Genomic DNA, 13574 nt, shown 5'->3' with positions numbered 1-13574 from the left:
AAAACAGTCATATCTTAATACATACGACTGTTTCATTTATTTATTCTTCATATTCAGCATGTAAGGAAGTTGGCGGTACAAGAAATTTAAAAAACTGTGCTAAATCATCCGCTTCCTCCTCCGATTGTAATTTAAAGACTTGCTGTAAATGTTGAACATTATCTACATCGTCTTGACCTAGTAGAGTCGCTCTTCCTGTCTGCATACAAACAACAAGAGGTTTCCCAAAAAACATATTTGTATAAATAACCCCAAAATCATAACGGTTTTCATGTGTCATAAATCCTAAAAATCGTACCTTCACACTTTCATGTTCATCATACAATTTTTCAAACATTTACTCCCTCCGTTCTTCAAAGCACTTTCTACTTGTATATATTAAACAGAATGAGTAATGATCCCTTTTTAATTGTCAAAAAATTTACAACAGTGTTAAAATAGCTATATATATTATGTCAGGAGGAAATTCTTTATGCAACATGCATTTATTAAACTTGTATCTAAATCTAAGCAACAAGCTGTCACATTAGAAGATGTAAAACAACTTTTTCATTATTATCAAACAATTACTTCCCAAACTGGTGCGCAAGTTAGTTATGCATATACTAACGTGGCATTTCCATATGAGATACTTAATACATCAGAGACTACACTTGAACTAAAATCTAGTCACGATCGATATAATTCTATTTATGTGGGGGTTGGAACAGAAAACGAGCAAGCTTTCGTTCAAATCTCCTTACCTTCTACCGCTACATTTGGGGATAAAGGAAAAGCAAATGAATTCTGCCGTTTTTTAGCAAAGAAACTAGAGGGTGAATTAAAGTTATTTAACGGAAGAACAATGTACTTTTATAAACGCTAATTTTTAAACAAGCAAGATATTATTAAAAAGAACATACTATTTGCACAAGTAAGAAATAGTGCTTGCTTTCTTACACTAAGAACAACATAAGCAATTACATATGCTAAGTAAAGGAACACGAAAAAAAGCATCACTTTATAATGAAGCTTATCACCATTTGATAAGAATAACACAATAGAAAATCCACTCCATAAAAGAAAATGATAAAATATAACATGGATGATTTTCATGGAACCGTCTCCTTTGACATGCTCTATTTTATAATAAGATATGGTACTAAATACAAATCCATTACATAATACGAAAAGATGTATTGGATTTGTCTCCAGTTTATTTCTATTATATTTACGTGCATTTCCATTTTTGATATATAGTATTACATATCCATTCGACAAATACACATAATGATCTTGCAAGCTCTTCTAAAGTATTTATAGATAGATTTATTAAACAAAAAATAACCGGCCTCTGAAAAGATAGGAGGCCGGTTATTTTGCTTATTCTTATTATTTTACAATGTGAATTGGCATTCCAAGAGCAACTTCTGCTGCTTCCATTGTGATTTCACCTAATGTTGGGTGAGCGTGGATTGTTTGAGCGATATCTTCTGCTGTCATTCCAGCTTCGATAGCTAAACCAATCTCAGAGATAATATCAGAAGCACCTGCACCTGCAACTTGTGCACCTACAAGAAGACCATCGTCTTTACGTGTTACAAGTTGTACGAAACCGTCTGTGCTGTTTAATGATAAAGCACGACCGTTTGCAGCAAATGGGAACTTAGATACAACTACCGTCATTCCAGCTTCTTCAGCTTGTTTCTTAGTGTAACCAACAGATGCTAATTCTGGATCAGTGAAGCATACTGCAGGAATTCCGATGTAATCGATTGCTGATGCATGGCCACTAATTGCTTCAACAGCTACTTTACCTTCGTAAGAAGCTTTGTGAGCTAATGGTGGTCCAGGAACGATATCACCGATTGCATAGATGTTTGGTACATTTGTACGGCATTGCTCATCGATTTCGATTAGGCCGCGGTCAGTCATTTTAACGCCAACTTGCTCAAGACCAATTTCTTGAGTATTTGGACGACGACCTACAGTTACTAATACGTAATCTGCTTCTACAGTTTGTACTTCGCCTTTAACTTCGAAGCTAACTTTTACGCCGTTTTCTGTTTCTTCAACGCCTTTAGCCATAGCTTTTGTATGAATTGTTACGTTGCCTTTTTTCTGAAGGGCACGTTTAACAACTGTGCTCATTGCTTTTTCAAAACCAGCTAAGATTTCATCGCCAGCTTCTACTACAGTAACTTCTGTACCGAAGTTAGCATATGCAGTCCCTAATTCCATACCGATGTAACCGCCGCCGATTACAACAAGTTTTTTAGGAATTTCAGGTAAGCTTAATGCACCTGTAGAGTTGATAACGCGTTTAGAATATTTGAATCCAGGAATTTCAATTGGTGTAGAACCAGTTGCAAGAACAGCATTTTTAAACGTATAAGTTTGAGCTGCGTCTTCAGTCATTACACGTAATGTGTTAGCATCTACGAAGTAAGCTTCACCGCGAATGATTTCAACTTTGTTACCTTTAAGAAGGCCTTCAACACCGCCAGTTAATTTCTTAACTACGCCGTTTTTCCATTCTTGAACTTTTGTAAAATCAACTGTTACGTTCTCAGCAGTGATACCCATGTCATCAGAATGTTTTGCATTCTCATAACGATGACCTGCATTGATTAACGCTTTAGATGGAATACATCCAACGTTTAAGCATACGCCACCAAGGTTAGCTTTTTCAATAATTGCTACCTTTTGACCTAATTGTGCTGCACGAATTGCTGCAACATATCCACCAGGACCTGCACCAACAACGACTGTATCTAATTCAATTGGGAAATCTCCTACTACCATTGTTATTACGCCTCCATTACTAATAATTGTGGGTCGTTCAATAAACGTTTAATTTGGTTTAATGCTTTTTGAGCAGTTGCGCCGTCAATTAAACGATGGTCAAAGCTTAGAGATAATGCTAATACTGGAGCTGCAACGATTTCACCGTTTTTCACAACTGGTTTCTCAGCAATACGGCCAATACCAAGGATTGCTACTTCTGGGTGATTGATAACTGGAGTGAACCATTGTCCACCTGCAGAACCAATGTTTGTAATTGTGCAAGAAGCACCTTTCATTTCAGCTGGAGCTAGACGACCTTCACGCGCTTTACCAGCAAGCTCATTAATCTCGTTAGAGATTGTAAAGATAGATTTACGATCTGTATCTTTAACAACTGGTACTAATAGACCTTTGTCTGTATCAGCTGCGATACCGATGTTGAAGTAATGTTTATGAACGATTTCTGAAGATGCATCATCTAAAGAAGTGTTCAACATTGGGAATTCACGTAATGCAGATGTTAAAGCTTTTACAACGTATGGAAGGTAAGTTAATTTAATACCTTTGTCAGCTGCAACAGCTTTGAACTTTTTACGGTGAGCAACAAGTTCTGTTACATCTACTTCGTCCATTAATGTTACGTGAGGAGCTGTGTGTTTAGAGTTAACCATTGCTTTCGCAATCGCTTTACGAATACCACTCATTTTTTCACGAGTTTCTGGGTATTCACCAGCTGGGATTGGTTGTGCTTTTGGTGCTTCTTCTTTCGCTGCTGCTGGAGTAGCTTCTACTGCTGCTGGAGCTTCAGTTGCTGCTACTGCTTGTCCACCATTAGCAAATGCATCGATGTCAGCTTTTACAACGCGACCGTTTTTGCCAGTACCAGCTACTTTATGGATATCTACACCTTTTTCACGAGCGTATTTACGTACAGATGGCATAGCAATTACGCGCTCATTTACAACTTCTTCAGTTGCTGCTGGAGTAGCTGCCGCTGCTGGAGCTTCTTCTTTCACTTCTTCAGCTTTTGGAGCGTCGTCATGGTCGTCACCTTTAAATTTAAGGTTTTCGTATCCAGGAGCGTCAAACTTAATTAAAGTATCTCCTACTACTGCAACTGTACCTTCTTCTACAAGTACTTCAAGTACTTTACCTTTAACCGGAGAAGGAATTTCTACTACTGCTTTATCATTTTGTACTTCAAGAAGTACATCATCTTCGTTTACTTCATCGCCTGGTTTAATAAACCATTTTACGATTTCACCTTCGTGGATACCTTCACCAATATCTGGTAGTTTAAATTCAAATGCCACGGAATTCATCCCCCTGATTCATATCATTATTATGGAATAGTACAAAAGAAATCAGCATGTGCTGATTTCTTTTGCACATGAAACTAAAATTAGAAGTTCATTACTTTGTTAACAGCTTCAACAATATCTTTATGGTTTGGTAACCATACGCTCTCAGCTTGAGAGAATGGGAATACTGTATCAGCAGCTGCAACACGTACAACCGGAGCTTCTAAGTTTAAGATTGCACGGTCGTTAATTTCCGCTACAACGTTTGCTGCAATACCAGCTTGTTTCTGAGCTTCTTGAACAACAACAACGCGGCCTGTTTTTTCAACAGAAGCGATGATTGTTTCGATATCTAATGGTTGAACTGTACGTAAGTCAACAACCTCTAAAGAGATACCTTCTTTTTCAAGTTCTTCAGCAGCTTTTAATGCAGCATGTACCATCGCACCATATGCGATAACAGATACATCTGTACCTTCGCGTTTTACATCAGCTTTTCCTAAATCAACTGTGTATTCGCCTTCTGGTACTTCTTGACGGAATGAACGGTACAATTTCATATGCTCTAAGTAAATAACTGGATCGTTGTCACGAATCGCAGAGATTAAAAGACCTTTTGCATCGTATGGAGTAGATGGAATAACAACTTTTAGACCTGGTTGTTGTGCAACTAATCCTTCTAAGCTATCAGCGTGTAGTTCTGGAGTATGAACGCCGCCACCGAATGGAGAACGAACTGTGATTGGAGCATTCCAACGTCCACCAGAACGGTAACGCATACGAGCCATTTGACCAGAAATTGAATCCATTACTTCGTATACGAAACCGAAGAATTGGATTTCTGGAACTGGACGGAAACCTTCAAGTGCAAGTCCAACTGCAAGTCCGCCGATACCAGACTCTGCAAGTGGAGTATCCATTACACGGTCTTCACCGAATTCAGCTTGCAAGCCTTCAGTAGCACGGAATACACCGCCGTTTACACCAACGTCTTCACCAAATACAAGTACGTTAGGGTCATTTTTCATTTCAACGCGTAAAGCATCAGTGATTGCTTGAATCATTGTCATTTGAGCCATGGCTTACTTCGACTCCTTTTCTTTGTAAATTTCATATTGTTCAGCTAAGTTGTAAGGCATTTCTTCGTACATGATTTCCATTAAATCAGTTACTTTTTGTTTTGGAGCTTGGTCAGCCTTAGCAATTGCTTGTTTGATATCTTCTTTTGCTTCTTCGATAACTTTTTCTTCTACTTCTTGAGACCATAGGCCTTTGTTTTCTAAGAATGCACGGAAGCGTACGATTGGATCTTTTTGTTCCCATTCGTTTTCGATATCTTTTGTACGGTAACGAGTTGGGTCATCACCAGCCATTGTATGTGGACCATAACGGAATGTTAAAGTCTCGATTAAAGTAGGACCTTCACCATTTACTGCACGCTCACGAGCAAAAGCAGTTGCTGCGTATACAGCTAATGGATCCATACCGTCTACTTGAATTCCGTAAATACCTGCTGCTACTGCTTTTTGTGCTACAGTTTTTGCTGCAGATTGTTTTTCTACTGGAGTAGAGATTGCATAACGGTTGTTTTGAACAACAAAGATTGCTGGAGCTTTGAATGCGCCCGCAAAGTTCATGCCTTCGTAGAAGTCACCTTGTGAAGCACCGCCGTCACCAGTGTAAGTAATTGCAACAGATTTTTTACCACGTAGTTTCATACCTAACGCAACACCAGCAGTTTGGATGATTTGCGCACCGATGATAATTTGTGGAGCAAGTGCATTTACATTTTCAGGCATTTGGTTACCCATGAAGTGTCCACGAGAGAATAAGAATGCTTGGTATAATGGTAAACCATGCCATACTAATTGTGGAACATCACGATATCCTGGTAAGATGAAGTCTTCTGCTTCAAGTGCGAAATGACTTGCTAATTGAGAAGCTTCTTGTCCAGCTGTTGGTGCGTAGAAACCTAAACGTCCTTGACGGTTTAAAGAAATAGAACGTTGATCTAGTACGCGAGTATACACCATACGGCGCATTAATTCTTTTAATTGATCATCAGTTAATTCAGGCATTGCTGCTTCATTCACAACTTCGCCTTTTTCATTTAAAATTTGTAATGTTTCAAATTGAGCTGCGATAGCTTTCATTTGCTCATCAACATTAAATAGGGTCTTTTTTGTTTTAGTACCCATTCCGTTCACCTCTTCCTCTCTTGAACCATATTCTGAAACGCTTTCACTAGCAATCAGCTAGAAAGAAAACGCAACCATGTAAACCGACAGGAAACCTTGTCGGTTGAGAATAATTTTGTGTACCTAACAATCTGTACTAATGTTTTTCCAGAAACATATTAATACAATCTTGATCACGTTTTTTAGTTTACAACTATTCTAATCACGATGTCAATTACTTTGGTTACGATTTTTTATGAATAACATTGAGGTTTCCACTATACATAGGTGTTTTCATTTTCACATCTGTATTAGTAAGTGATAACCTACTGTTATATTATTCCCTTTTTAACCCTTTTTTCATCGTAGAATAATATGTAAACGATTAATTCTTCTTAGTTTTTCTCTCTTTATGACAAAAATATGCAATCACATCTTCCTTTTCTAGGCGAATGTCTATACACCCCTAACCACTCTACCATACATTATAATAACCGCAGTATTCGCGGGAAATGATAAAGGAGGTCATCTCATGTACGGATACACATATTGTTATCCAACTTGTTCATATCCTTCCTATGGCTATGGAGGTTCTTGCGGAGGATCCGGACGCGGCTTTGCCTTAATCGTTGTGTTGTTTATCCTTTTAATTATCGTTGGTGCTGCTTGCATTCGTTAATGTAAAACAAAACAACTATAGAAAGAAACAGGCGGCTCTGCCGTCTTTTCTTTTGTATTAAGCACATACCGATGAGGAAAATGCCTACTTGGCATACTCTTAATCCGCCCAAACTATACAGACACTATGCACTTTATCATGACTTTTTTCAGCTCCTTTGGTAGACTAAAGGAGAAAGGAGAGATTGTGAATGCTTACAATGAATGATGTAATTCGTGAAGGAAATCCCATTCTACGAGCAGTAGCAGAAGAAGTACCTCTGCCAGCAAGTGAAGAAGATGTACGTACTCTTAAAGAAATGATTGAACTTGTAATAAACAGTCAAAACCCTGAAATGGTTGAAAAATATAATTTACGTCCAGGAATCGGGATTGCTGCACCACAAATCGGCATTTCAAAAAGAATGATTGCTGTTCATGTTACTGATACAAATGAGACATTATACAGCTATGCTTTATTCAATCCAAAAATTATTAGTCATTCTGTTGAACGTACATATTTATCAGGCGGAGAAGGATGCTTATCTGTAGATCGTGAAGTACCTGGCTATGTTCCGCGTTATACACGAATTACAGTTAAAGCAACTACTATCGATGGCGAAGAGGTAAAATTACGTTTAAAAGGGTTACCAGCAATTGTATTTCAACATGAAATTGATCATTTAAACGGCGTAATGTTCTATGACCACATTAATCAAGAAAATCCATTTGCATCTCCTGATGATGCAAAACCATTCGAAAGATAAAAAAGCAGGAACTTTAGCTCCTGCTTTTTTCTATACTGAAATGGTTCTCATACTTTTTTATTACAATAAACGCGCCCATTGTAAACCGTGAAGAATCCCATCTTCGCTCACATCTTTTGTCACATAATTAGCAAGTTTTTTCAATTCTTCATGGCCATTCCCCATTACAATGCCTGTTCCGACTGCTTCAATCATTTCTAAATCATTTAATCCATCCCCAAAAGCATAGACTTGTTCACGATTAAACCCTAATTTTTCAATGAATTTTTCAATTCCCTTTGCTTTTGAACCTCCATTTGGGATAATATCCATAGAATACGCATGCCAACGAATAAAATGAAAATCTGGATAATCATGAATAAATTTTTCTTCTTCATCCACTTGGCAAAAAAGCAAAGTTTGATAAATGTCACGATTTTCATAGAAACTTGGTTCATATAACGGATGCTCAAATTGCAGACTACCAAAGCCTTCTTTTACATAATCATGGTATTCTACTGTCGCCTTCATATCCTTATGATCTAAATAAACAAGTGGATATCCCTCTTGTTTCGCAAATGTTGTAAATGTATGTAACGCATTAGGTTGTAGTGGATTTTTAAATATAACCTCATCTTCGAATACAACATATTGCCCATTAAAACTAACATAATTATGGATATTAAGCTCATTACGAATATCTTCAAACATGAAAGGCGCACGCCCTGTCGCAATAGCCACATGTACTCCTTTTTCTTGCAACATACGTACTGCTTCTCTTGTAGATTGTGGAATTTTTTTATCATGATCGAGTAGCGTTCCATCAATATCAAAAAAGACGATTTTATCATTCATTTTCAAAATCCTTTCTAGCCCTTCTATATTCCTACATTGACTACTTCTTTTCAAATCCTAAAAAAAAGTATAACATATTAAACATCTGTGAAGAAAGCGTTCACTTTCTAACCTTATTTACGAAGTATGCATATACTATCAATAGAACATCGATACTTGTTTGAATGAATTTTCTTTTCCAATCTATCTCATACTATATTCATAGCTGGGGACATAGTGCGTGTGAGAGTAAAAAACGTAACACGGGATTACCTCTGTATGAGCCAATAAGATCATTGAACATCCGGATGGTAATCGCTTCATTTATCTTCTATGATTTCCTAGTATATAGAGATGAAGAGTTACTACTAATAAACAAGAAATAAGTATGCATATTTGAAAATAAGGAAAGGAAGGAGTAATCATGCTGAAGAAGCTGAAGGAAAAGCTAAAACGGTATTTAAACGATTTAGTCCGGAAAAAGACCATGGCTTAAATCGTGCCCATTTCGGGCTTTTTCTTCATTCTCATTCGAAAAAACATGAAAATCACGACTATTTGCTTTATAATAGGTAACAGATAATGCAAAACATTGACAAGGAGAGGTTTTTCCAATGATTTTTAAAGTATTCTATCAAGAAAAGATGACTGAGGTTCCAGTACGTGAAAATACAAAAGTTTTATATTTAGAAGCTGAATCTGAAAGAGACGTTCGTACAAAATTACAAAAGTTCGCATATAATATTGAGTTTGTCCAATCTGTTACTGGCGCTCATCTTGAATACGAAAAGCAAAATGCTGATTTAACATTAACGGAGATCGTATAATTTATGAAATTCCTAAAAAATGATCAGGCAGCCGTTTTCGCTCTTGGTGGACTTGGTGAAATCGGCAAAAATACATACGCTGTCCAATTTCAAGATGAAATTATTATAATTGATGCTGGAATTAAGTTTCCAGAAGACGAACTTCTCGGAATCGATTATGTGATTCCTGATTACACGTATTTTGTACGAAACGAAGATAAAATTAAGGGTTTATTTATTACGCATGGTCATGAAGATCATATTGGTGGTATCCCTTATCTATTACGTCAAGTGAACATTCCAATTTACGGCGGGAAATTAGCAATTGCTTTAATTAAAAACAAATTAGAAGAGCACGGATTACTTCGAAAAGCAAAACTATACGAAATTCAAGAAGACGATGTCATCAAATTCAAAAAGACATCTGTATCGTTCTTCCGCACAACACACAGTATTCCAGATTCATACGGTGTTGTGGTGAAAACACCGCAAGGACAAATTGTTCATACAGGAGACTTTAAATTTGATTTCACACCAGTAGGTGAACCAGCTGACTTAACAAAAATGGCGGAAATCGGTAAGGATGGTGTACTTTGTCTCTTATCTGATAGTACCAATAGTGAAGTGCCTAACTTTACTATGTCTGAACGCCGCGTTGGCGATAGTATTCAGGATATTTTCCGCAAAGTGGAAGGTCGTATTATCTTTGCAACCTTTGCGTCAAATATTCATCGCCTGCAGCAAGTTGTTGAAGCTGCTGTTGAAAATAATCGCAAAGTGGCTGTATTTGGCCGAAGTATGGAAGCGGCAATTGAAATTGGTCACAACCTTGGTTATATTCGCTGTCCAAAGGATACATTTATAGAAGCGTCTCAAATCAATCGACTACCAGCTAACAAAGTCGTTATTTTATGTACAGGTAGTCAGGGCGAACCGATGGCGGCACTATCCCGTATCGCAAATGGGACACACCGTCAAATTCAAATTATTCCTGGCGATACAGTTGTTTTCTCTTCTTCACCGATTCCAGGAAATACAGTTAGCGTAAGCCGTACGATTAACATGTTATACCGTGCTGGTGCCGATGTTATTCATGGTAAGCTTTCAAATATTCACACAAGCGGACATGGTGGACAAGAAGAACAAAAGTTAATGCTACGTCTTATTAAACCTAAATATTTCATGCCAATTCATGGTGAATTCCGTATGCAACGTATGCATATGAAATTAGCAAACGATTGTGGTATTCCAGAAGAAAATTGCTTCATTATGGACAATGGTGATGTTCTTGCCTTACGTTCAGATGAAGCAAACATTGCTGGAAAAATCCCATCCGGTTCTGTTTATATTGATGGAAACGGTATTGGTGATATTGGTAACATTGTACTCCGCGACCGTCGTATTCTTTCTGAAGAAGGACTTGTTATTGTAGTTGTTAGCATCGATATGAAAGAATTTAAGGTTGCAGCAGGACCTGATATTATCTCTCGAGGATTCGTTTATATGCGTGAGAGTAGCGATTTAATCAATGATGCTCAAACGTTAATTACAACACATCTCGAAAAAGTAATGGAGCGAAAAACGACACAATGGTCTGAAATTAAAAATGAGATTACAGATACATTGGCACCATTCCTATACGAAAAAACAAAACGTCGTCCAATGATTTTACCAATCATTATGGAAATATAAGAAAAAGGACAATGCCTCCTGAGCATTGTCCTTTTTCATTTCATTCTATCGTAAATAATGTTTAAAGCGATCCACTTCATCATCATGACCAATTACAATTAAAATATCTCCGACCTGGATATTTTCTGTAGCTCGAGGAGAAACAATAACTTCCTTCCCTCGCTTAATTGCAACAATGTTTAATCCAAATTTCGCACGAATATCCAGTTCAATTAAAGAGTGCCCATCAATCTTTTTATTCGCAATAATCTCTACAATACTATGCTCATCTGAAAGCTCTAAGTAATCTAATACGTTGCTTGAAGCGATATTATTTGCAATTCGTTTTCCCATATCTCTCTCTGGGTGAACAATATGGTCAGCTCCAATTTTACTTAACACTTTTTCATGATAATCATTTTGCGCCTTAACCGTAATATTTTTCACGCCTAATTCCTTTAAAATAAGCGTCGTTAAAATACTTGCATTCAGATTATCACCAATTGCAACAACAACATGATCGAAATTACGAATACCGAGACTTTTTAACACCATTTCATCTGTTGAATCAGCAATCACTGCATGTGAAGCAATATTTGCAAATTCATTTATTTTATCTTCATCAAGGTCAATGGCCATTACTTCCATACCTAATTGAGCCAATTCACGACAAATACTGCCTCCGAAACGTCCAAGTCCAATGACGGCAAATTCTTTCTCTTTCTCACTCACATGAATTCCTCCAATAATATCAAGTCCTGTCCATATTTATTGTAGCACACTTTATATTCACTAAAAAGAATAGCAACTAACCTATACTTATTTTTGTTTTTGTATATAGAAATACTGCTGCAAATAAAATGCGATGATACAAATAAGCATACCGAATACGAAAATGTTTCCAAATGAGCTAAACGTTTGAAACACAAATAATAATGTTTCTTGACCAAAAAAAGCAAATAAGAGCTGTGTAAAAGCAAATAAGAGCGCCCATTTATAATGATGTTGATGAAACAAATAATGTGTTGCTCCTAAAAATGCACAAAATGAAATGATAAAAATCCACCAAGTTTCTAAAAACGCTCTCCACCCAGCAAAGTTATATCCATTTACAACAAGTGCAATGATTCCAATGACCAACATCGTGGGAACACTCCAAAATAACGCTCGACTTCGAAAAAATCGGAGTCCATGAGAATCACCTTTTTCATTTGCACAATATGTTAAAAATACTGTACTTATATACAAGACAGAAAGAATTGTTAATACGATGATTAACCAAAAATGTAATTGATTATATTCATGTTCTATATTCGTAACGATAGCTGCTAACATACTTGGAATCAGCATACCTGTCCATCCGTCAATTTTTCTTTCATTCCAAAACACAGCATTGCCTATTCGAATACCTAAAAGCATAAAAATAATGACGCCAATTACAAATAACGTTGTCTTATTCCCAACTAAGCTTGTTGAAAAAGCAATTAAGCCAATGAATAAAAAAAGAACAAATCCATTCATGATTTCTAATACTGGTGATAAATAACCTTTCACCCATTTATATGTTTCTTCATATTCGCGTTTATTTGTTAGACGATATGCATAAAAACTTATCCCGAAATAAACCGCTGCAATAATAACATATGCATATAAAAAGAAACATAAGATTGCACTGCCAATCTGCACCTGATTCCCCACCCTTTTTTTCTATGTATCACATTGATTTTACACATTTTCCGTATAAAAAGTAAACTAAAACATACGGTTCTATTTCCTGTATTACAATTTTCATTTCTCAATTAACAACCAATAGGCGTATCTCTCATTTCTCCGACTATTTATAAATTGAAACTTCCATTAGCCGAGACATCCTTTATCCTTTACTAACCGAAATTCCTCACGAGTCAAACTTTTGCAGGTAGTTGTTCTCACTCTATCTCTCTACACCTTGAGGTAAGGGCTTACTTCACGTTAATATGAGATAAAAACAAAAACCTCCTAATCAAAAAGGAGGTTTTTTGCGCATATCAAAAGAAACTTCTACTTCCAAACTACCCCTAACGCGTAAGTAGAAAAATACAAATTTTATTCAGCTTCTTGTTTCGCTTCATCTAACACACGATTTACTCGTTTTGTAAGCATTTTCATCCCACTTCCACCTGCTTGGAAATGACGAAGCACACCATTTTTATCAAACACATAATACGCTGGTACATATTGATTTTCAAATGCATCTGTAATCTTGTGTTGATTATCTACCAAAATTGTTTGAGATATGCCGTGTTCTTTTGCAACTACTTCCACTTGCTCAAGGTTTAAATCTTCTTCTGAACGTGGCATATGAACTGCAACAACATTTAATTGCTCTTTATATTCATCACGGAATGTATTAATATCTGGCATTGCTTCTTTACATAAATGACAACTAACAGACCAAAAATGAATAAGTGTTGGCTTTTCTCCAATTAGTGATTCACGTACCACTTCTCCATTTAATACTGTTGTTGCACCGTCTAAAGAAGGCATTGGTTGACGTAATTTCATAATTCCCCTCCCTTACAGATGTAGAGAAAGGCCTAACAAAATTATTGTTAGACCACTATATTTCACGATAAA

15 protein-coding genes are annotated in these 13574 nt (G+C 36.6%); 5 read left to right on the top strand and 10 right to left on the bottom strand.

The features are described from left to right. Positions 1-40: 40 nt before the first annotated feature. A complete protein-coding gene (locus tag KFD70_RS13695) occupies positions 41-337 on the bottom strand; it encodes a DUF3055 domain-containing protein (protein WP_003199960.1) in 297 nt (98 codons plus the stop codon). Between the two features lie 135 nt (positions 338-472). Between KFD70_RS13695 and KFD70_RS13690 the strand changes: the two genes are divergently transcribed. Beyond that, positions 473-865, top strand: coding sequence for a DUF1885 family protein (locus tag KFD70_RS13690; protein ID WP_336452110.1), 393 nt, complete (start codon positions 473-475; stop codon positions 863-865). Here KFD70_RS13690 and KFD70_RS13685 read toward each other — a convergent pair. The 5 genes from KFD70_RS13685 to pdhA all read right to left on the bottom strand — a co-directional run bounded on the left by KFD70_RS13685 (position 862) and on the right by pdhA (position 6265). Continuing rightward, positions 862-1095: a hypothetical protein gene (locus KFD70_RS13685; protein WP_336452111.1), complete on the bottom strand. Its 234-nt coding sequence runs from the start codon at positions 1093-1095 to the stop codon at positions 862-864. The two genes, KFD70_RS13690 and KFD70_RS13685, sit on opposite strands and share 4 nt — an antisense overlap. A gap of 276 nt (positions 1096-1371) precedes the next feature. Continuing rightward, on the bottom strand, positions 1372-2784 hold the full coding sequence (gene lpdA, locus KFD70_RS13680; protein ID WP_336452112.1) for a dihydrolipoyl dehydrogenase: 1413 nt from the start codon (positions 2782-2784) through the stop codon (positions 1372-1374). 5 nt (positions 2785-2789) lie between these two features. Further along, a complete protein-coding gene (gene pdhC, locus KFD70_RS13675) occupies positions 2790-4079 on the bottom strand; it encodes a pyruvate dehydrogenase complex dihydrolipoyllysine-residue acetyltransferase (RefSeq protein WP_336452113.1) in 1290 nt (429 codons plus the stop codon). A gap of 89 nt (positions 4080-4168) precedes the next feature. Next, positions 4169-5146: a pyruvate dehydrogenase complex E1 component subunit beta gene (pdhB, locus tag KFD70_RS13670; protein ID WP_017151121.1), complete on the bottom strand. Its 978-nt coding sequence runs from the start codon at positions 5144-5146 to the stop codon at positions 4169-4171. 3 nt (positions 5147-5149) lie between these two features. Continuing rightward, on the bottom strand, positions 5150-6265 hold the full coding sequence (gene pdhA, locus KFD70_RS13665) for a pyruvate dehydrogenase E1 component subunit alpha (protein ID WP_017151120.1): 1116 nt from the start codon (positions 6263-6265) through the stop codon (positions 5150-5152). 511 nt (positions 6266-6776) lie between these two features. Between pdhA and KFD70_RS13660 the strand changes: the two genes are divergently transcribed. Then, positions 6777-6923, top strand: coding sequence for a YjcZ family sporulation protein (locus KFD70_RS13660; protein WP_000274566.1), 147 nt, complete (start codon positions 6777-6779; stop codon positions 6921-6923). A 190-nt stretch (positions 6924-7113) separates the two neighbouring features. Next, positions 7114-7668 (top strand): peptide deformylase, encoded by a 555-nt coding sequence (def, locus tag KFD70_RS13655; RefSeq protein ID WP_336452114.1) that lies wholly within the window; start codon positions 7114-7116, stop codon positions 7666-7668. 60 nt (positions 7669-7728) lie between these two features. Here def and KFD70_RS13650 read toward each other — a convergent pair whose 3' ends face one another. Further along, complete coding sequence (locus KFD70_RS13650; RefSeq protein WP_336452115.1) at positions 7729-8502, bottom strand: Cof-type HAD-IIB family hydrolase; 774 nt, start codon at positions 8500-8502, stop codon at positions 7729-7731. A 593-nt stretch (positions 8503-9095) separates the two neighbouring features. Between KFD70_RS13650 and KFD70_RS13645 the strand changes: the two genes are divergently transcribed. Beyond that, positions 9096-9308, top strand: coding sequence for a DNA-dependent RNA polymerase subunit epsilon (locus KFD70_RS13645; RefSeq protein ID WP_003199941.1), 213 nt, complete (start codon positions 9096-9098; stop codon positions 9306-9308). 3 nt (positions 9309-9311) lie between these two features. Then, complete coding sequence (gene rnjA / locus KFD70_RS13640; RefSeq protein ID WP_336452116.1) at positions 9312-10979, top strand: ribonuclease J1; 1668 nt, start codon at positions 9312-9314, stop codon at positions 10977-10979. A gap of 45 nt (positions 10980-11024) precedes the next feature. Here the strand turns inward: rnjA and KFD70_RS13635 are convergent, their stop codons facing one another. From KFD70_RS13635 to KFD70_RS13625, 3 genes are all read right to left on the bottom strand, one after another. After that, a complete protein-coding gene (locus tag KFD70_RS13635; RefSeq protein ID WP_431613207.1) occupies positions 11025-11690 on the bottom strand; it encodes a potassium channel family protein in 666 nt (221 codons plus the stop codon). 87 nt (positions 11691-11777) lie between these two features. Then, a complete protein-coding gene (locus tag KFD70_RS13630; protein ID WP_336452118.1) occupies positions 11778-12644 on the bottom strand; it encodes a cytochrome C oxidase assembly protein in 867 nt (288 codons plus the stop codon). A 399-nt stretch (positions 12645-13043) separates the two neighbouring features. Beyond that, the gene (locus KFD70_RS13625) at positions 13044-13502 is read right to left on the bottom strand and encodes a TlpA disulfide reductase family protein (protein WP_336452119.1); all 459 of its coding nucleotides are present in this window, start codon (positions 13500-13502) and stop codon (positions 13044-13046) included. Between the last annotated feature and the right edge of the window lie 72 nt (positions 13503-13574).

Source organism: Bacillus pfraonensis, assembly GCF_050768835.1.
In the GTDB taxonomy this organism is placed as follows: Bacteria; Bacillota; Bacilli; order Bacillales; family Bacillaceae_G; genus Bacillus_A; species Bacillus_A pfraonensis.
Note: the sequence above shows the minus strand (reverse complement) of the source record. Positions and strands in the feature narration are given on the sequence as shown.